Raw genomic sequence first — 24,309 nt, forward strand, 5'->3', positions numbered from 1 at the left:
GTCGCCTCGGTCTACTGCACTTCGTAGCCGACTTCCTCGCTGGCATGGCATAGCGCCTTCCAGAACGAGCGCGCAAACGACCGGAACACATAGATGTCGAACTGGTCGGCGCCGGTGCGCTGGATCTGGGCGAAGACGTCGTGATGCATGGTCGAGCGGCCGGCGCCGACCGGGAAGGCCGGCAGCGCGAAGTCGATGGCGAAGAGTTTTGCCAGCACCCATTCGGCCTTTGGTCCGGCGATGCGGATCGCGGTGCGGCCGTGCGACAGGTCGGTCACCGTGCCGATCGCCGGGGTGACGACATTGGCAAAGGCTGATGCCAGGCCTTCGGCCCCGTCGACCACTGTGAATTTTCCCGGCGCGAAGCCGAACACCGACCTCACGCCGTCGGTGCTGCCGGCGCCGGCGCCATCGGGCAGAGCAAGGCCGGTAACGGTGCGGATGCCTGATATCAACTTCTTCTCCTGGCCCGGCCAGGCAGCGAGCTGCAGGATCGATCCCGGCCTGGTTTCGGAGAGGATGACATCGATGCCGTGTTCGAAATCGCCGTGCGAGCCGGTGCGCAGTTCCGGCTCAAGCGGTGCCAGCTCAAGCGGTGATTGGCGCTCAACCATGCATGCGGCTCCCGTCCGGATCAAAGAAGTGGTTGGAGACGATCTCGACCGGGCCGAACCGGTTGCGCAGGGGATCGGAGATATGGGCACGCGTGCCGCGCCGTGCCTTGCCGTCCTTAACCAAAGCGAGCGCGATGTATTTGCCGAGCGCCGGCGAATAACAGCAAGCGGTGATGTGGCCGATGGAATCGTGCGGATTGGCTTCGTCAAGCGCCTCGACGATGTGCGCGCCGCCGTTGAGCGGCTGGTTGTCCAGCGAAATCAGACCGACGAGTTCCAGCCGGCCGGGAGCGATCAGCCCCTCGCGATCCATCATCGCCGAGCCGATGAAGGGCTTTTTCTTGGACAGCATCCAGTCGAGATGCAGGTCGCGCGCCGTGGTTCGGCCGTCGATCTCGGCGCCGGTGACGTGGCCTTTCTCGATACGCATCGTGCCCAGCGCCTCGAGCCCGTAAGTCACCAGTCCGAACGGCTTGCCGGCTTCGATCAACGCTTCCCAGACATGGGTGCCGTACCCGGCGCCGGAGTAAACTTCGAAGGCCATTTCGCCGGAGAAAGACAGCCGGCAGATCATCACCGGCACGCCTGATATCTTGCCGTGCACGATGCCCATGAAAGGCAGCGTGGCGTTGTCGACGGCGGTGCCAGTGATGCAAGCGGCAAGAATGGCTCGCGCCTTCGGTCCGCCGATGGCGGCACCCGCCCATTCGTCGGTCACCGAGGTGACGTGGACCTTCAGCTCCGGCCAGATAACGTCAAGGAAATACTCCAGATGCTGCATCACCTTGCCGGCATTGGCCGTGGTGGTGGTCATCAGGAAGCCCTGATCGCCGAGCCGCCACGTCGTGCCGTCGTCGAAAGCGAGGCCGTCCTCGCGCAGCATCAGCCCGTAGCGGGCCTTGCCGACGGCCAGCGTCGAGAACATGTTGGTGTAGACCAGATCGAGGAATTCCGCTGCGTCCGGACCCTGCACGGCGATCTTGCCCAGTGTCGAGACGTCGACGATGCCGGCGCTCTCGCGCGTCGCCCTGGCTTCGCGCACATAGGCCTGCTCGATCGTCTCGCCGGGATGGCCATAAATCATCGGGCGATACCAGAGGCCGGCCGAATACATGGTTGCGCCATTGGCGACGTGCCAGTCATGCATCGGCGTCAGCCTCTCTGGCCTCAGGTCGCCGAAGCGTTCTGCGGCGAGCGAGCCGATAGACACCGCGGAAAAGGGCGGGCGGAAGCGTGTCGTGCCGACTTCGGGGATCGGCTTGCCCAGCGCTTCGGCCATGATGGCGAGGCCGGGTATGTTGGAGTTCTTGCCCTGGTCGGTCGCCATGCCGAGCGTGGTGTAGCGTTTCAGGTGCTCGACCGAGACAAAGCCTTCGCGATGCGCCAGCCGCACATCCTCCGCGGTCACGTCGTGCTGGAAATCGACGAAGCTTTTTCCATCGGCCTTGATCTCGAACACAGGCGCCGGGTCGGGATCGCCGGGTGCTGCTTCGACGACCGGCAAGGCCGTTGGTGCGCCGGTCCCGCCGGCCGCCGAAAGCCCGGCGGCGCGACCTTCGGCGATGGCCTCGGCGGTGGAGAAGCTGCCGGTGAAAGCGCCGGCGCCAATCCATTGCTGGGTTGGCTTCGGTGGCAGGAAGGCTTGCCTGGCGGCATTCCATTCCGCCTTGGCACCGGCCTGACTGGCCAGATGGATGGTCGGCGACCAGCCTCCCGACATCAGCAGGCAGTCGGCTTGAATGCTGCGCGGATCGCCGGCAAGCGCGCCGTTGACCATGTCGAAGCGCTGCACCTTGATGCCGGACAGCGCCTTGCCGCCTTCGGTGGCGACCACGGCGTGACCGGAAAGAATCTTGGCTTCCGCTTCGTCGGCGATCTCGCGCATCTCGCTCGAAAGCTCCGGCCGCACGTCGACGATGGCGATGATCGCCGCACCGGCCTTCTTCAGCGCAAGGGCGGAGCGATAGGCACTGTCATTGTTGGTGAAGAGCGCGATCCTGTGGCCCGGCAGCACGCCGTACTCGTTGGCGTAACGCTCGCCGGCATGCGCCAGCATCACACCCGGCCGGTCGTTGCCCGGAAACACCAGCGGCCGCTCGAAGGAGCCGGTGGCCAGAACCACCGATTTGGCGCGAATGGTCCAGTAGCGATGGCGCGGTTCGCCCTTGCCTGGTCTCTCCTTATGGTCGGTAACCCGTTCAAGCGCAGCGAGCGTGTTGCCGTCGTAATAGCCCCAGACCGTGGTGCGCGGCAGCAGGCGGACATTGTCATAGCCTTCGAGCTGGCCGGCGGCTCGCGCTGCCCAGTCCGCCCCGGGCATGCCGTCGATCGTCTCGCCTGACCAGTTGGCCGAGCCGCCGAAATGCGGTTCGAGCTCGCTGAGGATGACACGCGCGCCCTGATCGGCGGCGGCCCTGGCGGCCATCAGCCCGGCCGGACCTGAGCCGACCACCAGCACATCGCAGAAAGCGTTCATGCGCTCATAACGCGCCGTGTCGGGAGCAGTCCCGGCGCGGCCGAGACCGGCGGCCCGGCGGATGAAATGCTCGCAGAACATCCAGAAACGCGTGCTCTTCAGCGGGCCGATCGCGGGTCCCATGAAGGTCTTGTAATAGAAGCCGGCGGACAGAAGCTTGCCGCCGAGCTGATTGACGGCGCTGACATCCCAGGACAGCGATGGAAAGCGGTTCTGGCTGACAACGGTCAGCCCGTCATAGATCTCGACCATGGTCGCGGCAATATTGGGCTCGCGAACCTCGCCCCGCAGCACCGTCACCAGGGCGTTCGGCTCCTCGACGCCTGATGTCAGCACGCCGCGCGGGCGGTGATATTTGAACGAGCGCCCGAACAAGGTGACGCCGTTGGCCAGCAGCGCCGAGGCAAGCGTGTCGCCGGCATGGCCGGTGTAAGGCGCGCCATCGAAGGTGAACCGGATGGTTCGCAGCCGGTCGATCCGACCACCGGCATCGGTGCGGCGTGGGCTCACGACTTGCCCTCCGCCTTGTGGCGCGCAGCGGCTTTGTGGTCGCCGCGCGCGAAGGCGACGCTGGAGATATCGTGTGTCAGCGTGTTGCGCACGACCCTGAGATGGGCGCGGCAGCCGCCGGAATGCTGCCAGATCTCGTTGTGGTCACCCGCCGGATTCAACCGATCGTAGACATAGGCGTTCCAGGCGTCGAGATTCTGCGAGGCGGGCTGAGGGCGCTCGCGGTTGCCGTCGCCCTGGTAGGTGAACTCGATGACATCGCGCGGGCCGCAATAGGGGCAAGTGATCAGCATTTTCGTCTTACCTAATGCAGCCGCGGCGTCGCGCCCTGGCCCTTGTCGTCGATCACCATGCCGCGATGGAAGCGGTCGAGCGTGAAGGGCGCGTTGAAGTCGTGCGGCTCGTCCTTGGCGATGGTCCAGGCAAAGCACCAGCCAGACGCCGGCGTTGCCTTGAAGCCGCCGTAGCACCAGCCGCAGTTGAGATACATGCCCGGCAGCGGGCCGGTGGTGATGATCGGCGAACCGTCCATCGACATGTCACAGACGCCGCCCCAGGAGCGCAGCATGCGCACGCGGGCGAGACCCGGAAATAGCGCCAGCATCTCGCTCATCACCTCGTCGACAATAGGCAAACTGCCGCGCTGGGCGTAGCTGTTGTAGCCGTCGAGATCGCCGCCATAGACAAGGCCGCCCTTGTCCGACTGGGACATGTAGAAATGGCCCATGCCGAAGGTGAGGACAGTATTGACGAACGGCTTCAGCGATTCCGTCACGAAGGCCTGCAGAACATGGCTCTCGATCGGCATCGTCTCGATGCCGGCAAGCTGCATGACCCGTCCGGTGCTGCCGGCCACCGCGACCGCCACTTTCTTGGCGCGGATCTCACCACGCGAGGTCGAGACGCCGGTGACGCGGTCGCCATCACGCAGGAAGCCGGTGACCTCGCAATTCTCGATGATGTCGACGCCGCGACGGTCAGCGCCGCGCGCATAGCCCCAGGCGACGGCATCGTGGCGGGCGGTGCCGGCGCGCGGTTGCATCAGCCCGCCGACGACCGGGAAGCGAGCCGCGCCTGAGACGTCCAGCGCCGGTATCAGGCGTGCGATCTCCGCCGTGGTCATCAGTTCGGCGTCGACGCCGAGATGGCGCATAGCGTTGCCGCGTCGCGCAAGATCGTCAAGCTGGGCAGGCGTGTGCGCCAGGTTCAGGCAGCCACGCTGCGAGAACATGACGTTGTAGTTGAGGTCGTGCGAGAGGTTCTCCCACAGCCTCATCGAATGTTCGTAAAAGCGGGTGTTGGCAGGCAGCAGGTAGTTGGAGCGAACGGCCGTCGTGTTGCGGCCGACATTGCCGGAGCCGAGCCAGCCCTTTTCCAGCACCGCGACATTGGTGATGCCGTGCTCCTTGGCGAGATAGTAGGCGGTCGACAGGCCATGGCCGCCACCGCCGATGACGATCACGTCATAGGATGCCTTCGGGTCCGGTTTGCGCCAGGCCGGCTTCCAGTCCTTGTTGCCGGTCAGCGCGTTTTTGAGAAGCGAGAAGGCCGAATATTCCGCCATTCTTTTTATTATCCGTTCTGGCTTTTTGTCATCCGTTTTGGGCGATGCGGCACACTATAGAGCAGGCCGCTGCCGCAAAGCCAATATTGCGCCATCGCTTTTCGACTGGCCGACTCCGAAATCGACGGGCAGAGCGGGACGGCTTGCTCCCTGGTATGAGCGTCTTTATCAAGGACGAGCTTTAGAACGCCTTGCTGCCTGTGAGTCGCCAAACAATCATGCTTTTCCGACTGCTCCGCTTCGTTCTGGTCCTGGCGATCGTTGCCTCGGCGCCGCTGTCGCTTGGTGCGGTGGCGCAGGGGCTTGACCAGGCTCCCTCCGGAGTGGTCGCCGACCAGCAGAAAATCCTCCAGGACCTGACGACGAGGACCGACAATCTCGAAAAGAAAATCCAGCAGGACGGTGACGACGACGCCAGCCTTGTCGATATCCGCCTGCAACTCGAGGAAATGTCGCGAGGTGCGCTGAACAGCGCGCTTGCCTTCCGCCCGCGCCTTTCGGAGATCAACGCAAGGCTCGATCAGCTCGGGGCGCCGCCGGCCGCGGGCCAGCCGCCCGAGCCCGATATCGTGGCCACCGAACGCCAGGCGCTGGCGTCCGAAAAGGCCGAGATCAATGCTGTCATCGCCGCGGCGCAAAATCTGTCGATCCGCATCAGCGGCCTCATCGACAGGATCGCCAACATGCGCAGCGAGCTGTTTCGCAATCTGCTCACCAAGCGCTACGTTCTGTCCGATGCGTTGAGCCCGAAGGTCATTTCCGATGCCAACGATGAATATGCCGGCTTCTACAAGGCGGTGTCATCGTGGCTGACCTTCGCCTTCAAGTTCAAGTTCCAGGCCGTGCTGGCCGCGACCTTGACGGCGCTTTCCCTGGCGGCGGTGCTTTTTGTCGGTGGGCGGCGTCTGTTCGGGCGTGTCTTCGAAGCGGACCCTTCCGTTGAGGACCCCTCCTATCTCAGCCGGCTGTCGGTGGCGTTCTGGTCGACATTGCTGCCGACGCTGGCGGTCGGCGTCTTCCTGGTCTCGACCGTGTTCTTTTTCAACTACTACAACGTGTTGCGTGGCGATATCGGTGTATTCCTGAATGCGCTGGTCGCCGTCATAGCGGTGGTGTTCTGCGTCAACCGGCTGACCAATGCGGCGCTGGAGCCGCGGCTGCCGAACTGGCGGCTCATACCCGTTGAAACCGGTCCGGCACGCTGGCTGGTGCGGCTGACGACGGCCATGGCGGTGGTTATCGGCATCAATAATTTCCTGTCGGTCGTCAATGACAAGATGGGCTCGCCGCTGTCGCTGACCATCGCCAGAAGTTTTGTCGCCACCATCATCGTTGGCGTCATCCTGATCCTGATGGGGCTGCTGAAACCGTTCAAGGCCACCGACGGACGCTGGCGGCCCTGGCCGGCGTGGCTGCGGTACACCGCCTTCGCGCTAGGCCTTTTCACCATCGCCGCGGCGCTGCTCGGCTATATCGGCCTTGCCATCTTCGTCTCGCTGCAGGTCGTGGTCACCGGCACCATACTGGTCACCGCGTATATCGGCTTCCTGTCGGCGCGGGCGATCAGCGAGGAAGGCGGCTTTGCCAACACGTCGATCGGGCGCTGGCTGTCGGTCAATTCCAGCTATGAGGAGTCCGCGCTCGACCAGCTCGGCCTGGTCGTCAGCGTCGCCATCAATGTCATGATCGTGCTGGTATTCCTGCCGCTGATCCTGCTGATGTGGGGCTTCCAGCCCGGCGACATCCAGGCCTGGGGCTACAAGCTGGCGACGGGCCTGACCATCGGCTCGGTGACGATCTCGTTGACCGGCATCCTGAGCGGCATCGTTGTCTTCATCATCGGCTATTTCCTGACGCGCTGGTTCCAGGGCTGGCTCGACGGCTCGGTGATGGCGCGCGGCAAGGTCGATACCGGCGTGCGCAACTCGATCCGGTTGGCGGTCGGCTATGCCGGCGTCGCGCTCGCAGCGCTCGTCGGCGTCTCGGCGGCTGGCATTGATCTCTCCAACCTGGCGCTTGTCGCCGGCGCCCTGTCCCTCGGTATCGGCTTTGGCCTGCAGAACGTCGTCTCCAACTTCGTCTCCGGCCTGATCCTTTTGGCGGAGCGGCCATTCAAGGTCGGTGACTGGATCGTCGCCGGTGACATCAGCGGCACGGTCAAGAAGATCAGCGTGCGCGCTACCGAGATCGAGACGTTCCAGCGGCAGTCGGTGATCCTGCCCAATTCAAACCTGATCAACAATGCCGTCGGCAACTGGACGCACCGGAACAAGCTCGGTCGCATCGACATCAAGGTCGGCGTCGCCTACGGCAGCGACGTAAAACAGGCCCATGCTGCGCTTTTGGAGATCGCGCGTGGCCATCCGCTGGTGCTGAAGAATCCCGAACCCTTCGTGCTGTTCACCAATTTCGGGCCGGTCGCTCTCGAATTCGAAATCCGCGTGTTCCTGGCGGACGTGATGAACGGCAACGTCGTGCAGAACGACATCCGGTTTGCCGTCCTCGATGTGTTCGCCGACCAACATATCGAAATTCCATCGGCGCCGCGCGCCGTCGTCGAGACCAAGAAGCATGAGGCGTGGCCGATCGACGACGACAAGATCGAAGTCGATTTTGCCGAACAGGAGCAAGCGAAGGCGGAAGCCGTGGCCGAGGCGAAACGCCTGGCCAAATCCGGGCGCAAGATCCGCAAGCCGGATCCCGATTAGGATCTATCAAGATTCAGCTGATGCCAGCTCTCGGCGCAGCGAGAACCAAATGCGGCATGAATGCGGCATTCAGTTGCCGTTCAGCTTGCATCTCATATAAGCTCACATGCAAAGGGCGAGAATGCCTTGCGAAATGCAACAGAGGCGGTGGAAACACCGATATTGCAAATGTGGAAGTCTCTCGTCGCCGCCATCGCTTTTCTTGCCGTGGGCGGTTCAGCCTTCGCCGCCAGCGCGACCAACAAGGACGCCGAGACCCGCACGCTGGTCGTGACCGAAGGCGGTGGCAAAACGGAGCTGGCGCTGGCCGCCGGCGAAACCGCGGAATTCTGCCCGAGCGGGTGTTTCGTTACCATGCCGAATGGCGACCTCGAGGCGCTGACCGGCTCGGAAACGATCGAAATCTCAGGCGGGGTCGCCCGTATCAAGTAACCCGCATGAAGTAACGTTGACTGCTTGCTTTCGAAGGCCGGGAATGCCCGGCCTTTTTATCGTTTCGGGTCATCGATGCTTAACGATGAAGAGCGAAATTCCGTCATGCAAGCCAAGCCAGGCTGGGCGTTTTAACGTTCGCTGCGCTGTTCCCCGCTATATCGAGCCGAAGACGCCGAAGCACGGCGCTGGTTTTGGATCGGCGCATGATCCTTTCCGAAAAAATCGGTTTTCGGGGTCATGCGCTTTCAGGCAGGGCAACGAAAATGGATGCGCGGTCGGACAGGAACGCAATTCCGCTTGCGGTCGATCTCGACGGCACGCTGATCGCGACGGACCTGTTGTGGGAAGGGCTGTTCATCCTTCTCAAGAAGAATCCGCTCTATATCTTCCTCGTGCCGTTTTGGCTTGCCGGCGGGCCGGCGCAGTTGAAGCAGGCCATCGCTCAACGCGTCGAGATCGACCCTGCATCGCTGCCTTATCGCGAGACGCTGCTTCAGCGCCTTCGCATTGAACATGGCGAGGGCCGCCAGATTGTGCTGGCGACCGGCACGCCACGCAAATTCGCCGAGGCGATCGCCGCGCATCTCGGGATATTCGACCGCGTCCTGGCGACCGATGGCCCCTACAACATGACTGCAGGCAGAAAGCGCGCTTCGCTTGTCGCCGCCTATGGCGACGGCGGCTTCGACTATGCCGGAAACAGCCGGCACGACCTTAGCGTATTCGACGCCGCGCGCACGGCAATCGTCGTCGCGCCCGACCGCCATGCTGCGCGCTGGCAGGCCGCGCACAGTGCCGAAATGATGCCGGCGCCGAAGCCGACATTCAGGACCATCGTCAAGATGCTGCGTGTTCATCAGTGGCTGAAGAACTCGCTGATCGCGGTGCCGATGGTGCTGTCGCACGAATACTTCAACGCCGACATGATCTGGGAATGCTTGCTGGCATTCGTCTCGTTCAGCGCGGTCGCTTCCGCCATCTACATCCTCAACGATTTCTTCGATCTGGCGCTCGACCGCAAACATCTGACCAAGCGCAACCGGCCATTCGCCAGCGGCGCGCTGTCGATCCCGTTCGGCCTCGGTTCGATGGCGGTGCTGCTTGCAATAGGTGTTGGAGCAGGGCTTCTGCTGCCGATCGAATTCCTCGGCGTTCTCGGCGGCTACATCATTGTCACCACCGCCTATTCGCTGTCGTTCAAGCGCATGCTCCTGATCGACGTGCTGACGTTGGCCGGTCTCTACACGATCCGCGTTCTGGCGGGCGCCGCGGCGACCGGCGTCGACGTCTCGTTCTGGCTGCTGGCCTTCTCGATCTTCTTTTTTCTGTCGCTGGCGCTGGTGAAGCGTTTCGTTGAGCTGCGCACGACCGCCATTCCAGCCGGCGAGCGCATTGCCGGCCGCGGCTACCGCACCGAAGACCAGGAGATCGTCGCCCAGGCGGGCATGGCCTCGGCCTTTTCCTCGGCACTGGTGCTGGCCCTCTATATGGACAGCGTTGCGGTGCGCGAACTCTATCCGCACCCCTGGCTGGTCTGGCCGCTGGCCCCGATCGTGCTCTACCTGACCATGCGCGTCTGGATACTCGCCCGCCGCGACGAGATGCACGACGATCCGGTCGTCTTCATCATTCGCGACTGGCGCAGCCAGATCGTCGTGCTCATCGGCGCCGTGTTTCTGGTCGCCGGAGGCTGGTAGGCGTGGCGAAGCAGCGTTTTCAGAGCTTCGGCCTTGCCACGCCGCCGGCACTCGATGTGATCCCGGCGGACGACGCTGTTGCGTTGCTGAAGGGCGGCAAGGCGACAAGAAACGCCTTGCTCGCCTATGGCAACGGCCGCTCCTATGGCGATTCCTGCCAGAACGAGGCTGGCAAGGTCGTCGACATGCGGCCGCTGAATCGCATCCGCGCCTTTAATGCCGAGACCGGCGTGATGGAGGCCGAGGCCGGCATGCTTCTGCCCGACATCATCGCCCATGCAGCGCCATACGGCTTCTTTCCGGCCGTCGTTCCTGGCACGCAGTTCGTCACGCTCGGCGGCGCCATCGCCAATGATGTTCACGGCAAGAACCATCACCGGCGCGGCACCTTCGGCTGCCATGTCGAATCCTTCACGCTGCTCAGATCGGATGGACGGACCTACTACTGCTCGGCCACCGACAACGCACGCCTGTTTGCCGCAACGATCGGCGGCATGGGGCTGACCGGACTGATCCTGTCGGCATCTATCCGGCTGATGCGGGTGCCATCGCTCGACATCGTCGAGACGGCGACCCCGTTCCGCGACCTCGGCGAGTTCTTCGAGCTTGCCCAAGCGGCCGACCAGGCCAACGAATACGTCGTGGCCTGGATCGACCAGCTTGCCGGCGGCCACGGCCGTGGGCGCGGGCTGCTGTTCACCGGCAATCACGCCGAGCATGGCTCCCATGTGGCCTTGCGTGCATGCGGGAATCTTTCGGTGCCGTTCCAGCCGCCATTCAACGTGCTCAACCGGCCGTTCCTGACTGCCTTCAATGCCGCTTACCGGTGGAAGAAAGGCCGGTCCACGGCGCCGCGTCGGGTCGGCTACCAGGGTTTTTTCTTTCCGCTCGACGGGGTCGGCAATTGGAACCGGCTCTACGGACCGAACGGGCTCTTCCAGCACCAGAGCGTGGTGCCGGAAGACGTCGCGCGCCGGGCGGTGCCGGCGTTGCTTGCGGCGGCAAAACGAGCCAGGCAGGGCTCGTTTCTCACGGTCTTGAAGCGCTTCGGCTCGATCCGCTCGCCGGCACTGCTGTCGTTCCCGCGACCGGGTTTCACGCTGACGCTGGATTTTCCCAACCGTGGCCGGGCGACGCTGGCGCTGCTGAAGGAGCTCGACCAAATCACCGTCGAGGCCGGTGGCGCGGTCAATCCTTACAAGGACGCCCGAATGGGTGCCGACGTTTTCGCCGCGTCCTTTCCGGAATGGCAGCGCCTCGAAGCCATCCGCGACCCCGCCTTCATGTCGAGCTTCTGGGCGCGAACGGCGAAAAAGCTCGACGCGCGACGCGACCCCGCCGAAGCCGAGGATTCGATAAGATTCGAATAGTTCATGGTTAATGGAACGATAAGGTAAAGCTTTCTTCGAGTTTTCCTGTGCTTCACGAAATGTTTGCAGGTTTTTAATAGAACGAGGAAGGGTCTCTGGAAAAGACATGAAATACATCGTCTTCATTCTGTTCACGGTCATGACCAACGCCGCTGCGCAGCTCATGCTGAAGCAGGGCATGATGTCGCTCGGCCAGATTTCCTTCGAGGGCACCAATCCATTGCTGAAGCTGTTGCAGATCGTCTTCAGCCCGTGGGTTTTCCTCGGCCTGTGCACCTTCGTCATCTCGATGGCGTCGCACCTCTATGTGCTGTCCAAGGTCGAGCTCAGTTTCGCATACCCATTCCTCAGCCTCGCCTATGTCGCCGTTGCGATCTTCGCCTATTTCGTCTTCCGCGAGGACCTCAATGGCTGGCGTATCGCCGGCATCGCTTTCATCTGCGTCGGCACGGTGCTGATCGCCCAAAGTGGCCGGGATTTGGGTGGGCGCGGGCATGACGAGGAAACGGCCTCCCTTTCGTCCGACAAGATTCACAGTGGGATCGTTCGATGAGACATGTGATCTTCGGCGGTGACGGTTTCGTCGGCCGCCACCTTGCCCCGAAACTTCTGGCCGACGGCGAGGAGGTGGTTGTCGCCGATATCGCTAAAAGCGATCTGCCGCATTACCGCTCGGTCCGCACTATCAGCTGCGACGTCACCGATCCGGCCTCGGTCGCTTCGGTCGGGCTGAAGGCCGACGACATGGTCTACAATTTGTCGGCGAAAATGCTATCGCCGATCCAGGTGCGCGCCAAACGCTACGAGTTCTTCTTCCCGGTGAATTTCCACGGCACCGAGCACATCCTGCAGGCGATGGACAAGGCCGGTGCTCCGAGGCTCGTCCACTACACGACCGACATGATCTACGGCCACACGGTCACACAGCCGATGACGGAGGACCATCCGGTCGCGCCGCTCGGCGAATATGGCTGGTCGAAGCAGAAGACCGAGGAACTGGCCGCCGAATGGCGCAAGCGCGGCATGTCGATCTCGCTGTTTCGGCCGCGCCTCATCATCGGCCCCGGCCGCCTCGGCATCCTCGAGAAACTGTTCAAGCTGATCGACTGGAACCTTCCGGTGCCGATGATCGGCTCGGGCAAGAACCCCTATCAGTTCATCTCGGTGTTCGACTGCGCCGAGGCCGCGCGCGCCGCCTGGAAGGCGGGCGTGCCTGATGAGGCCTATAATCTCGGCTCGCTCAATCCGCCGCCGGTCAGGAAACTGCTCGGCGATCTGATCAGGCATGCCGGTTCGAAGTCGATCCTGATTCCGACACCGGGCTGGGCGGTCAAGCGCACGCTCGACCTGCTCGACCTCTTGAACATGCCGATCATGGATCCGGAGCAGTATCTGATCGCCGACGAGGACTGCGTGCTCGACGTGTCCAAGGCCGAGCGCCAACTCGGCTGGGTGCCGCAATATCGCGACGAGGACATGCTGATCGCCGCCTACAGCGAATATCGCGCCAAGAAAGACGGCCATGCCGTCGCCGCCAAACATGTGCCCGCCGAGTGAAGGGCCAGCAGGAGACTCTTGAGATGACCGTCATGACCAAGCCAGACCACACGACTGCGCGCGCCACGGTCAGCGCGCCGGCGCTTTCGCCCGCCACCACCGTCAAGCCCGATCTGATCAGCGTCGAGCAGGCCAAGACGATGGACGTCGCGCGCATGACCGACCTGTTCAAGGCGCACCTCAACCCCGGCCAGCTGCATTTCATGAAGCTGCTCGGCTTCCACAAGATCAAGATCGAGCGTGCCGAAGGCATGTTCTACATCGATCAGAACGGCCGCAGAATCCTGGATTTCTTCGGTGGTTTCGGCTCGCTGGCCTTCGGCCACAATCATCCGCGCCTTCTCGAAGCGCGCAAGAAATTCCAGGATGAGAAGCGGCAGGAAATCGCCATCGCGTTCATGTCGCAATATGCGGCGGCCCTGGCGCACAATCTCGCCAAATGCTCGCCCAGCGATCTCGACATGGTGTTTCTGGGCTCGTCCGGCTCAGAAGCCATGGAAGCGGCCGTGAAGCTCGCCGAGCGAGCCGCCGGCCCGAAGCGGCCGAAGGTCGTCTATGCCGAGAATTCCTTCCACGGCAAGACCAAGGGTGTGCTGGCGATTACAGACGGCTCGCTCTACCGCGCCGACTTCAAGGTCGCCGACAATGTCGTGCGTATCCCGTTCGCCGACATCGAGGCGGTCGAGCGCACCTTCCGCTCCGATCCCGAGGTCGGCGTCATCGTGCTGGAAACCATTCAGGGCGGCGGCGGGATCATCCAGGCGCCTGCCGAATACTGGCAAAAGCTGCGCGCGCTCTGCGACCAGTACGGCGTGCTGTGGGTCGCCGACGAGGTGCAGTGCGGCTATGGACGTACCGGCCGCTTCTATGCCTTCGAGCATTACGGCGTCGTTCCTGACGTGACGGCGCTGGCAAAGTCGCTCGGTGGCGGCAAGGCGGCGGTCGGCGCCATGATCGCCAGGCGCGAGGTCTACATGAAGGCCTATGGCACGCCGAAGACGGCGATGATCCACGCCATGGCCACCTTCGGCGGCATGGGCGAGGCCTGCGTCACCTCGATCGAGGCGCTCAACGTGCTTTACGACGAGGGACTGATCGACAACGCCGCGATGACCGGCGACTACCTCCTGCAACGGCTGCAAGCGCTCAAGGAGAAATATCCCAAGATCATCAAGGACGTGCGGGGCAAGGGGCTTATGGTCGGGCTGGAATTCCACGACTTTTCGCAGACCTTGCCGATGGTGCTGCGGCCTGTGGTCAGCGTGCTTGACGACAAGTTGAAGGGGTCCTTGTCCGGCTTCGTCGGAGCGCTGCTGCTGCGCGACTACGACGTGCTCGTCGCCTTCACCGAATACAACCGCAACGTCATCCGTCTCGAACCGCCGCTGATCTGCCAGCGCGAACATGTCGATCGCTTTGTCGAGGCGCTCGACAGCCTGCTGTCGCGCGGCATCGTGTCGATCGTGAAGGATTTCGTCAAAAGCCAGGTCCGCTAGGCTGCTGAGCGAAACCATGCTGACCAAATCCCCCGTTCCGACAAACCTGCTCGACCGGCTCACCGAGGCCGGTCTGGCGTGGGGCGAGGGCACCTATGCGCGTCTTGCCGCACCGATCGGGGCGGCGGCCTTTGCCCTCTACATCCTTCTGACTGCCGTGACGGCATGGTTCATGCCCGACGCCAATTGGGACATGCTGCCCTATCTGGCGATCGCCGAGGAAGGCACCTATGCCGATGCGAAGGCGCTGCACGACTATGCCTATGGCACGGTCAGGGACGGTGTATCGGCGGGCGACTACAAAGCGCTGGTCGATGACGGCGGCGGCTTCCGCAGCCATATGGCCGGAAATGCCACCGACTTCCATTCGCTGCTCGGCATGTATCGGGTCAAGTTCCTCTACGCCGAGATCCTTTCGACGATGAGCTCTGTGATGTCGCCGGTCGAGGCGATGCGGCTGCTACAGGTATTGTCGGTGCTGCTGTTCGGTGGGATCGCGCTGCTCTGGCTGCGGTCCGAAGGCGCGCTGGCGCTGGCGCCGGTCGCCGGCGCGGTGCTGATCATGGCCGAATTCGGCGATGTGGCGCGGGCCGCGACGCCGGATCTGCTGTGCTCGGCGCTGTTCCTCGGCGGGCTTTTTGCGTATGTGCGCGGTCGCGAGGTCGCGACAGCGGTCCTGCTTTTCCTCGCCTTCATGGCGCGGCCCGACAACATTGTCTTCCTTGCCATCTTCGCCGTGCTGCTGGTCGCCTTCCGGCAGAAAGCGTGGGGCGCGCTGGCCGGGTTTGCCGCCTCCCTGGTCGCTTATTTCGCCATCTCCCATTGGGCGCAGCATCCCGGCTGGTGGCCGCATCTGTGGTTCTCCAGCATCGAGCAGCACTACAATATGGACGGCTTCGATCCACCGTTCTCGGTTGTCGCCTATCTCCGGGCCTTTGCCGCCTCCCTGGTCCGCGCCGTCAGCCTCAACAGCTGGATCGGCGTCTCGGTGCTGGCGCTGGCGGGGTGGTATGCCTCAAGCCGCGCCGGCTTCAAGCTCGACCGCCGCGCCGGAATCCTGTTCGCGGCATTGGTGCTCGGCGTGCTGGCCAAGTTCACCGTCTTCCCGATCCACGACACCCGCATCTACTTTCCCAACCTGATTCCGCCGTTTCTGCTGCTCGCTGGTCCATTCACGGCGCTGTGGACGAGCATCAAAGGGCGACGAGCCGCAGTGTTGCACGTCATTCCGGGCGATAAACCATGAGTTCCGTCTCCAGCCCGGCGCGCATCATTTTCGCTTGAAGCCGCTGATCTCTACTGCTGCGCGACGCGTCCTTTGGACGCGCAAAGGACGCTGTAGAACTTCTTTCTGCGCATGATCCCAGCGAAAATCGATTCCGATTTTTCGGCGTTATGCGTCGGGGTCGCGCCGCACCTGCGGCGTGTCGCAAACAGGCGGTAGCACGATGGCCGTCGCCTGCATATTGTGCGCCGGTCAAGCGGGCGCCGGCGCCTGCAACAGCACTTTGGAGTCGCGGGCAATGGCAGGATTTCCGGAAAAGGCGAAGGTCGTCATCGTCGGGCTGGGCGGCATTGTCGGCGCATCGGTCGCCCATCACCTGATCGAGCGCGGATGGGACGATATCGTCGGCATCGACAAATCAGGCATCCCGACCGACATCGGCTCGACAGCGCACGCCTCCGACTTCTGCTACACGACCAGCCATGATTTCCTGTCCTGCTGGACGACGCTCTACTCCATCGATTTCTACGAGAAGATGGGCCATTACGCCCGCATCGGCGGCCTCGAGGTCGCCCGCGTCGGCGACGACGATCGCATGGCGGAGATCAAGCGCAAAATCGCCTCGGCAAAGGCGTTCGGCACGCGCGCCCGCCTGATCGAGCCGGCCGAGATCAAGCAGAAATTCCCGCTGATCGAAGAAGAGATGGTGCAGGGCGGCCTGTGGGATCCCGATGCCGGTCTCGTCATCCCGCGCTCGCAAACAGTCGCCGGCAAGCTGGTCGACCAGGCGGAAGCCTCCGGCAAGCTCAGATCCTTCGCGAACACACCGGCCAAGTCGCTTATCGTCGAGAATGGGCGCATCAAAGGCGTGGTGACCGATCGCGGCACAATCGAAGCCGACTACGTGATTGTTTGCGCGGGTATCTGGGGCCGGTTGATCGCGGAAATGGTGGGCGAGGACCTGCCGGTGATGCCGATCGATCATCCGCTCACCTTCTTCGGGCCGTATACCGAGTTCGCCGGCACCGGCAAGGAGATCGGCTGGCCGCTGCTGCGCGACCAGGGCAATTCGGCTTACATGCGAGACACCGGCGATCCCAAGACCGCCGAAGGTGGGCAGATCGAGTGGGGCTATTACGAAGAGACCAATCCGCGCCTTTGCCATCCGCGCGACCTTCTGGAGAAGAACCAGGCCCGTCTTTCGCCCTCGCAGCGCGACCTCGACATGGAACAGATCCTGGCGCCGCTCGAGCGCGCCATGGAACTGACGCCGATCCTGGGCGAACTGGGCTACAATGAGAGCCATTCCTTCAACGGGCTTCTGCAGGTGACGGCAGACGGCGGCCCCTCTATGGGCGAGAGCCAGAAGGTGCGCGGCCTCTGGTATGCCGTCGCGATCTGGGTCAAGGACGGCCCCGGCATGGGCAAGCTCATCGCCGACTGGATGACCGACGGCCGGACGTCGATCGACCACCACGCCATCGACTATGCGCGCTTCTATCCGCACCAGACGAAAGAGCAGTTCATCTGGGACCGCTGCACCGAAACGGCGATGAAGGTCTACAATCCGGCGGTCCATCCGCGCGAGCCCTTCTCTAAGGCTCGCGACGTGCGCCGCTCGCCCTTCTGGGCGCGCGAGAAGGAACTCGGCGGCTATTTCATGGAACTGGGCGGCTGGGAGCGCGCCCATGGCTATGCCGCCAACGAGCACCTGCTCGAGAAATACGGCAACCGGGTGCCAGTCCGTGAAAACGAGTGGGACAACCGCCATTTCTGGCGCGTCTCAAATGCCGAGCATCTCGCCATGAGCGAGGATTGCGGCATCGTCAACCTATCGCATTTCGCGATGTACGACGTGGAAGGCCCGGATCACGTCGCGCTGATGGAGTGGCTATGCGCGGCCAAGATCGGCGGCGATACCAACATCGGCAAGGGCATCTATACCCATTTCCTCGACGACGAGGGCATGGTGCGCGCCGACCTGACCGTCATCCGCATGGCCGACCGCTGCCGCGTCATCGACGGCGCCGATGCCGGTCCGCGCGACTTCCAGTACATGCGGCGGACGGCAAAAGACAAAGGCTTCGATGTCACCGTCACGGACGTGACTGAAAAATACGTGACCATCGGCATCTGGGGTCCGAACGCGCGGTCGACCTTGCAGAAGGTCGTCGAGAACCCGGACGGGCTGACGCCGGAGAATTTTGCCTTCGCAGCGATCAAGCCTGTCAGGATTGCCGGAAAGGACGTGACCGCTTTCCGCATCTCCTATGTCGGCGAGCAGGGCTGGGAACTGCATATGCGATACGAGGACGGCCTGGCCGTCTGGGACGCGTTGCGTTCGACCGGCGTGATGGCTTTTGGCGTCGAGACCTATGCCAACAGCCGCCGCATGGAGAAGAGCCTGCGCCTGCAGAACGCGGATCTTCTGACCGAGTACAATCTGCTGGAGGCCGATCTTGCCCGCCCGAAGGTCAAGGAGGCCGATTTCAGCGGCAAGGCAAAGCATCTGGAATATCGCGCCCGAGCGCATCAGCCGGCCATGCTTTGCACACTCGTCATGACGGACAATGTCGATCCCAAGGGGGTTGCCCGCTATCCGGTCGGCACGATGCCGGTGATGGACCCGGAAACGGGCGAGACGCTGGTCGACGAACTCGGCCGCCGGTCCTTCACGACCTCGATCGCCTATGGTCCGACCATCGGCAAGAACATTGCGCTCGCCTATCTGCCCTGGGCGTATTGCCAGGAGGGCCGCAAGCTGAATGTTGAGTATTTCGGCGAGACATACCCGGTCGAGGTGGCCGCTGTCGGCTACAAGCCGCTCTACGATCCGGAGAATCTCAATCCGCGCAGCTGAGCGATGATGACTTGCCGGGCCGCTACAATGGGGTGGCCTCGCAAAAACGTGAACGCAAGAGCCCAGCCCAGCGCTGGGCTTTTCGCTTTGTGACGCGACGATTCTCGCTTACCTTGCGGCATGTCTGCTTTTCCCCGCGCAAGACATCTCCTCTCTGCTGCCGCTGCGCTGACGCTTGGGCTGGCGCCAGAATCCCGCGCCGCCGAGCCGGTCGACGTCGAGCTGGTTCTTGCCGTTGACGTTTCGCTTTCGATGTCGCCAGCCGAGCTCGAAATCCAGCGTCGCGGCTATGTGGCGGCCCTGACGCACGACACGGTGCTGCAGGCGATAGCCGATGGCGCCTATGGCAAGATCGCCGTCACCTATGTCGAATGGGCCGGCACGACCTGGCAGCATGTCATCGTGCCGTGGACGGTGATCGCCAATCGTGCCGACGCCGAGCGGGTGGTCGAGCAGCTCTCCGCCCATGCGCCCAACAGCGCCCGGCGCACCTCGATTTCCGGTGCCCTGCAGTTCGGCAGCGATCTCTTCGCCGAAAGCGGCTTTCGGGGCGTCAAGCGCGTCATCGACATTTCAGGCGACGGCCCCAACAATCAAGGTGCTCCCGTCGACGTGGTTCGTGACGGGTTGGTCAAGCAAGGCATCACCATCAATGGCCTGCCGCTGATGACCCGAAGCGGCTTCACCAGCGTCTACGACGTCAACTATCTCGACCGCTACTACACCGACTGCGTCATCGGTGGGCCCGGCGCGTTCATGATTCCGGTCAATGAGTGGACGCAGTTTCCCGAAGCGATCCGCCGCAAGCTGGTGCTCGAGCTTGCCGGGCCTGCGTCCCCACAGTGGGCGGCGGACGAAGCGGCACATTCGCCGGTGGTGCTGGCGCAAGACAAGCCGGCCACCGACTGCCAGGTCGGCGAAAAAATGTGGCGCGACCGAAGCTGGATGTACGACAGCCGCTAGATTTCAAGCGCTCCCCGCCAGAGGCTACGCGTGCAAGATGTTGGCTGTTTACGCGGCCAGCAACTGCTTGCGATCGACGCGCTCCTGCTGCGGCGAGCGCGCATAGAGCTCGCGGTAGCATTTGGAGAAATGCGAGGCAGAGACAAAGCCGCAAGCGACCGCCACCTCGACCACCGGCATCGATGACTGGATCAGCAAGTGCCGGGCCCGATCGAGCCGGATTTCCAGATAGTAGCGGGCAGGGGATCTGCCCATCTCGGTGCGGAACAGGCGCTCGATCTGCCGGCGCGACAGGTCGACATGATCGGCGATCTCGATCAGCGACAGCGGCTCGGACAGGTTTGCTTCCATCAATTCGATGATGGTCAGCACTTTGGAGTTCTGCACGCCAAGGCGCGCGCGCAAAGGCAGGCGCTGACGATCGGTCGGGCTGCGCACGCGGTCAGTCAACACTTGCTCGCACACCCGGTTGACGAGATTGTCGTCGAAATCGTCGCCGATCAGCTTCAGCATCATGTCGAGCGCCGCAGTGCCGCCGGCGCAGGTGTAGATGTTCTGGTCGATCTCGAAGAGGTCGGCAAAGACATTGGCCTTGGGGAATGCCTCGGAAAATCCCGGCAGGTTCTCCCAATGAATGGCGCAGCGCTTGTTGGACAACAGGCCGGCGGCGGCCAATATATGTGCGCCGGTGCATAGGCCGCCGAGGGCGACGCCGCGGTTGTATTCCTCGCGCAGCCAGGCGAAGGCCGATTTGTTCTGGTAACGCTCGACATTGATGCCGCTGCAGACCACCGCCATGTTGGGCCGTTCGGGGCCAGACATCTTCTTGCGCTCGTCCTCCAGCGAGGTGTTGACGGCGCATTCGACGCCGTTCGAGGCGCGCACCGGCTTGCCGTCGATGCTGGCGAGCCGCCAGCGATAGGCCTCGTAGCCGAGCATCCGGTTGGCCGAACGCAACGGGTCGAGCGCCGTCGCAAAAGCGATCATGGTGAAATCGGGGACCAGGAAGAACACAAACGATCGCGTGATCGGATGATTTACGACGTTCACAGGGTAGCCCTCACGCTGCAATGGCGCGAACAGGATGTCGCGATCAGCATAGCGACATCAGGAAAAACCTTTCCTGTCAATTGGCTAGGCGGCAACGGAAAGACTTTATTTGCGACATGGGTCGCAAATGGGCAATCGTTATACGGTGACGGATCCAACATGCTGCCGGATTGAGCACATATGCCGGATGTGGTCGGCGCACGACAAAACGCCGCCTCGGCAGGACCGAAGCGGCGCTCTGATCAATTTCGAAGCAGCAGAAAGAAGCGCTGCTCGCAAGCTTGTCAGATCAGGCGACGAAACCAAGACGCGCGGCGGCCATGGCGCCGGTCTGGCCGGGCATGGTGTTGGCAAGGCGCTGGCGCTCGAGCGCGGTCGTCAGGTTCATTTCACGGCGAGCGAAAAGGCGGGCAAAAAGCTTCATGATCATCTCCATTCGGTTGCTCAGACGGGTCGCCTTCGCTTGATGGAGTGGGGCAGCTCGTTTGCTGGCGCTGATATAGGCTTACGTGAGGGGAAACTAAATCGCAAAAGCGAAGCACTTGATATGAAAAGCGACACGGAATGCGACATATTTGGGCATTCCGCCTAAGATTTATGATCACTTACAAGGCGTTAGTTCGAAATGTCGGCTGCTATGCAGCCCCTTCATATACGCCATGCAGCGGCGACATGGCTCGGAAGGTCATTTGACCACAAATAAAAAGGCCTGCCGGGCAGCGTCTGCGCGGCAGGCCTTCAGCTTTGAATACACACGATCTATTTTGCTCCACCAGCCCAGGATCCGACGCCGTAGCGAGTGGTGGTCTTGGTGTCTGCGGCTTCGGGCCAGCCGATATCCTTCTGCAGTTCGATCGGCAGAGAGCGGATGGCGCGTTCGGTCTGATAGCGGGCGCGGGCCGCGCTGAATTCGGTCGCGATGCGGCCGATGGATGACAGGATGGACATTTCATTCTCCTTTGCGTTGGGCCGGAAGTTTGCCCCGTATGAGAGCTACTTCAGGTTTGTTTCAGCTTCATTTCGTGTCGATTGCAGATCAATGTCACAGTCGTTTCAAGGCGGCCTCGGTACGTCTGCCTTCGATGGAGTTGACTATCCTCCCAAAGTGATGTTCAATCAAACGAAATGGAATGATGGTTTGAATCAGAAAAATTGAAGGTCGATCCCGATGAACGCCCCACTCAATCATCCGTTGCCGCTGCTTGATCTCGACGTTTTGCGCACTTTCGTGGCGATCGCCGAGACCGGCAGTTTCACCACCGCGGCCAATGCCGTCTTCCGCACGCCGTCGGCTGTTTCCATGCAGATCAAGAAGCTTGAGGATATTCTTGGTCGCTCCGTGTTCGCGCGCGACGCGCGCTCGGTGACGCTGACCACCGATGGCGAGATGCTGCTCGGCTACGCCCGCCGGCTGTTGTCGATCAACCGCGAGGTGGTGTCGAAGTTCATCATCCCCGATATTGTCGGGGTGGTGCGGCTCGGCTCGCCGGACGACTATGGCGAGCGCGTGCTGCCGCATGTGCTGAAGCGTTTTGCGCAGTCGCATCCCTCGATCGCGGTTGACGTCACCATCGACCAGAGCATCAATCTGCGCCGGCGCATGGACGACCGGGCGCTCGACATCACGCTACTCACCAATTCGTACAAGACCAGCGCGCTCGGCGCCGAGGTGCTGCTCACCGAACCGATCGTCTGGGCCGGCGCCAAGGGCGGCTGCGCGCATCTGCGCGAGCCATTGCCGGTGTCATTGTGGGAAGAGGGCTGCGCCTGGCGGGCCGGGGCACTCGAAGCGCTCGGCCGTGAGGGCCGCAACTATCGCGTCGCCTATATGAGCGCGCATACGGCCGGCCAGCGCGCCGCGATCATGTCCGACCTCGCGGTGGCGCCGCTGCCGAAATCGTTCCTCGGCAGCGAGATGGTTGAGCTTTGCCCGAAGGACGGCATGCCGGATATCGGCACCTACAATCTCGCCATGGTCGTGGCGCCGGACGCCAGCGCGCCGGTGAAGGCGGTTGCCGACCACATCCGTGCGACCTTCGAAGTGTTCAGGGAAACCGGCAAGTTCTGACTTAGCGCGCTTTGCGTTTTGGTGGAACCAAAACCGCGCTCCAAGTCTTTGTTTTAACGCATTTTGTCGGACGCCAAACGAAGACGTTTGGCTGCAAAATGCTCTAGCTACGACCTCAACGGCGCAGCCAGGTCGTGAGCGGGGTCGCTACGACCTGTCCTTTGCAGTGCCAATTCGCCGGCTTTGGCGTGATAGCTTTCGGTGTCGCTGGTCAGGAACGTCACGATGCTGTCCCGCGCGCGCCGCGCTTCTGGCATGTCGATCAGTGGCCAGACATGGAACATGCCTTGCTCGTGCACGACCTCTATCTCGACACCGGCGGCACGGGCCTTTTGCGCGAAGATCAGATTGTCGGGGGTTAGCATATCGCGTGAACCGGTCAGAAGCAGCGTTTTCGGCAACACCGAGAGGTCACCGTAAAGCGGGCTGATGCGCCAGTCACTGGGATTTATGCCGGCACTGTAGAGCCGGACTGCCTCCAGCCCGCCCGGAATTCCCAGCCATGGATCGTAGCGTTCCGCCTCGAACACTTCGGGGTTGGCGAGCGACAAGTCGAGGCCGGGCGAAATCAGCACATGGCGCGACGGTAAGGGCTGGGCGTCTTCCGCGGCCATCATGGTCAGCACCACGGCCATGTTGCCGCCGGCGGAATCGCCCATGAAGACGATATCCTGCGCTTCCGTTTCGTCGAGCAGCTGACGGTAGACCTCGCCGACCATGCCGAACATGGCGTGGAAATCGTGTTCGGGAGCAATGGGATAGATCGGCACGGTAATGCCGAAGCCCAGCCGGTCGGCCATATCGGCGATCAGCCCCCAATGATAGGACGTGATTTGAAAGACATAGGCGCCGCCATGCAGGTAGAGAATCCGCTTTCGCACACCGGCCTTCGGCGCGATCTCGTAGACGGGAAAGCCGTCCACGCTGCGCGTCGTGATCTCGAAACGCGATCGCAGCGGTGCGGGCGGCTGATGATTCTCCGTCTTGCGCGCATACGCGATCCAGCGCTGCAGGTTTTCCGGGCTGGAAAAGGCCTGCTTGCGGCTATGCCTGAGCACGAAGGACACGACGTGGCTTTTGAGACTTGGCATGCGGACACACGGACTTCGGCTGAGCCGACTAAGAGAACCCCTCGCTATCGAAGATCGTGCCTTCGCCCAAAATGTCAAGATTTGCGCAGTCTTAACACGGCGGTGTGATCTGGCTGGCAATCAAGGCCAGCGTCCAGTCTGGCTCGCTGCAATGCTCAGCGCCGGGGCAGCCGTGCGGCGCGCAGTCGACGGTCGCTTGCCGCCGGAGCCGCATGACGGCTCCGGCGCTTGGCCAGCAGCTTGCATTTGTCGGCGAAGGTCATCAGCGCGCCGAACCCAGGAGCAGAGCCGAGAAGGTGACCTGCGGGTCTTCGCGCGGCGACACGGGCCAGCCGATGTCCCTCTGAATTTCGGGCGGCAGGCTGTTCAGCGCCCGGACGGACCTGTTTCTTTTGTGTGCATTCCTGATGGCCATACCATAGCGGCCGAGGCTTTCGAACATCGACATCTTCATCTCCTTTGGAGTGCTGCGGCGGCCGAAAGTTATTTCCTGCCTGCCGTTCGATGCCGGTTAAATGCGCCGCACATGTATCTGGTGGATTACACGAAAACAGCGCCTTGTTTCAGTTTGGGCTGATCCGGAAACATTTGCATGCAAACGAGAATGAGGGCGAAATGCAGCTTT

At 62.5% G+C, this 24,309-nt stretch carries 20 protein-coding genes; 11 read left to right on the forward strand and 9 right to left on the reverse strand.

Features of this window, described 5'->3' with window-relative positions; translation table 11 throughout:
* Positions 1 to 11 precede the first annotated feature (11 nt).
* Genes EN885_RS21800 through EN885_RS21815 form a run of 4 tightly spaced genes read right to left on the reverse strand, consistent with a single transcriptional unit; the run spans position 12 to position 5,164 of the window.
* Positions 12 to 614, reverse strand: coding sequence for a sarcosine oxidase subunit gamma (locus tag EN885_RS21800; protein ID WP_095486726.1), 603 nt, complete (start codon positions 612 to 614; stop codon positions 12 to 14).
* Positions 607 to 3,600 carry a sarcosine oxidase subunit alpha gene (locus EN885_RS21805; RefSeq protein WP_128242667.1) on the reverse strand — a complete coding sequence of 998 codons (2,994 nt, stop codon included), beginning with the start codon at positions 3,598 to 3,600 and terminating at the stop codon, positions 607 to 609. The genes EN885_RS21800 and EN885_RS21805 overlap by 8 nt, the downstream gene beginning before the upstream one ends.
* Positions 3,597 to 3,893: a sarcosine oxidase subunit delta gene (locus EN885_RS21810; protein ID WP_128242666.1), complete on the reverse strand. Its 297-nt coding sequence runs from the start codon at positions 3,891 to 3,893 to the stop codon at positions 3,597 to 3,599. The genes EN885_RS21805 and EN885_RS21810 overlap by 4 nt, the downstream gene beginning before the upstream one ends.
* Before the next feature lie 11 nt (positions 3,894 to 3,904).
* On the reverse strand, positions 3,905 to 5,164 hold the full coding sequence (locus EN885_RS21815; protein ID WP_128242665.1) for a sarcosine oxidase subunit beta: 1,260 nt from the start codon (positions 5,162 to 5,164) through the stop codon (positions 3,905 to 3,907).
* A 218-nt stretch (positions 5,165 to 5,382) separates the two neighbouring features.
* On the opposite strand from EN885_RS21815, the gene EN885_RS21820 reads away from it, so the two are divergent.
* From EN885_RS21820 to EN885_RS21865, 10 genes are all read left to right on the forward strand, one after another.
* Positions 5,383 to 7,872, forward strand: coding sequence for a mechanosensitive ion channel family protein (locus tag EN885_RS21820; protein WP_128242664.1), 2,490 nt, complete (start codon positions 5,383 to 5,385; stop codon positions 7,870 to 7,872).
* 168 nt (positions 7,873 to 8,040) lie between these two features.
* Positions 8,041 to 8,304 carry a hypothetical protein gene (locus EN885_RS21825; RefSeq protein WP_095486721.1) on the forward strand — a complete coding sequence of 88 codons (264 nt, stop codon included), beginning with the start codon at positions 8,041 to 8,043 and terminating at the stop codon, positions 8,302 to 8,304.
* A 266-nt stretch (positions 8,305 to 8,570) separates the two neighbouring features.
* Positions 8,571 to 10,004 (forward strand): UbiA family prenyltransferase, encoded by a 1,434-nt coding sequence (locus EN885_RS21830; RefSeq protein ID WP_128242693.1) that lies wholly within the window; start codon positions 8,571 to 8,573, stop codon positions 10,002 to 10,004.
* 2 nt (positions 10,005 to 10,006) lie between these two features.
* Positions 10,007 to 11,374: an FAD-binding oxidoreductase gene (locus EN885_RS21835; protein ID WP_127294364.1), complete on the forward strand. Its 1,368-nt coding sequence runs from the start codon at positions 10,007 to 10,009 to the stop codon at positions 11,372 to 11,374.
* A 106-nt stretch (positions 11,375 to 11,480) separates the two neighbouring features.
* A complete protein-coding gene (locus tag EN885_RS21840) occupies positions 11,481 to 11,927 on the forward strand; it encodes an EamA family transporter (RefSeq protein WP_095486719.1) in 447 nt (148 codons plus the stop codon).
* Positions 11,924 to 12,931, forward strand: a complete 1,008-nt coding sequence (locus EN885_RS21845; protein ID WP_128242663.1) for an NAD(P)-dependent oxidoreductase — start codon at positions 11,924 to 11,926, stop codon at positions 12,929 to 12,931. Before EN885_RS21840 ends, EN885_RS21845 begins: the two co-directional genes overlap by 4 nt.
* 23 nt (positions 12,932 to 12,954) lie before the next feature.
* Positions 12,955 to 14,427, forward strand: a complete 1,473-nt coding sequence (locus EN885_RS21850; protein WP_128242662.1) for an aspartate aminotransferase family protein — start codon at positions 12,955 to 12,957, stop codon at positions 14,425 to 14,427.
* Positions 14,428 to 14,443: 16 nt separating this feature from the next.
* Positions 14,444 to 15,673, forward strand: a complete 1,230-nt coding sequence (locus EN885_RS21855) for a hypothetical protein (RefSeq protein WP_128242661.1) — start codon at positions 14,444 to 14,446, stop codon at positions 15,671 to 15,673.
* Between the two features lie 277 nt (positions 15,674 to 15,950).
* A complete protein-coding gene (locus tag EN885_RS21860) occupies positions 15,951 to 18,512 on the forward strand; it encodes an FAD-dependent oxidoreductase (protein ID WP_126106099.1) in 2,562 nt (853 codons plus the stop codon).
* Between the two features lie 120 nt (positions 18,513 to 18,632).
* On the forward strand, positions 18,633 to 19,475 hold the full coding sequence (locus EN885_RS21865) for a DUF1194 domain-containing protein (RefSeq protein WP_127206259.1): 843 nt from the start codon (positions 18,633 to 18,635) through the stop codon (positions 19,473 to 19,475).
* A gap of 48 nt (positions 19,476 to 19,523) precedes the next feature.
* Here EN885_RS21865 and EN885_RS21870 read toward each other — a convergent pair whose 3' ends face one another.
* The 3 genes from EN885_RS21870 to EN885_RS21880 all read right to left on the reverse strand — a co-directional run bounded on the left by EN885_RS21870 (position 19,524) and on the right by EN885_RS21880 (position 21,473).
* Positions 19,524 to 20,462, reverse strand: coding sequence for a GlxA family transcriptional regulator (locus tag EN885_RS21870; RefSeq protein WP_348627380.1), 939 nt, complete (start codon positions 20,460 to 20,462; stop codon positions 19,524 to 19,526).
* A gap of 352 nt (positions 20,463 to 20,814) precedes the next feature.
* Positions 20,815 to 20,949, reverse strand: a complete 135-nt coding sequence (locus EN885_RS34715; RefSeq protein ID WP_013894968.1) for a hypothetical protein — start codon at positions 20,947 to 20,949, stop codon at positions 20,815 to 20,817.
* Between the two features lie 335 nt (positions 20,950 to 21,284).
* A complete protein-coding gene (locus EN885_RS21880; RefSeq protein WP_095486713.1) occupies positions 21,285 to 21,473 on the reverse strand; it encodes a hypothetical protein in 189 nt (62 codons plus the stop codon).
* Positions 21,474 to 21,693: 220 nt separating this feature from the next.
* Here EN885_RS21880 and EN885_RS21885 point away from each other — a divergent pair, with 220 nt between their 5' ends.
* The gene (locus EN885_RS21885; protein WP_095486712.1) at positions 21,694 to 22,593 is read left to right on the forward strand and encodes a LysR substrate-binding domain-containing protein; all 900 of its coding nucleotides are present in this window, start codon (positions 21,694 to 21,696) and stop codon (positions 22,591 to 22,593) included.
* 107 nt (positions 22,594 to 22,700) lie between these two features.
* On the opposite strand, the gene EN885_RS21890 is transcribed toward EN885_RS21885, so the two are convergent.
* A complete protein-coding gene (locus EN885_RS21890) occupies positions 22,701 to 23,684 on the reverse strand; it encodes an alpha/beta hydrolase (RefSeq protein ID WP_095486711.1) in 984 nt (327 codons plus the stop codon).
* Positions 23,685 to 23,946: 262 nt separating this feature from the next.
* The gene (locus tag EN885_RS21895) at positions 23,947 to 24,132 is read right to left on the reverse strand and encodes a hypothetical protein (protein WP_095486758.1); all 186 of its coding nucleotides are present in this window, start codon (positions 24,130 to 24,132) and stop codon (positions 23,947 to 23,949) included.
* Between the last annotated feature and the right edge of the window lie 177 nt (positions 24,133 to 24,309).

Source organism: Mesorhizobium sp. M6A.T.Cr.TU.014.01.1.1, assembly GCF_004022765.1.
Classification (GTDB): Bacteria; Pseudomonadota; Alphaproteobacteria; order Rhizobiales; family Rhizobiaceae; genus Mesorhizobium; species Mesorhizobium mediterraneum.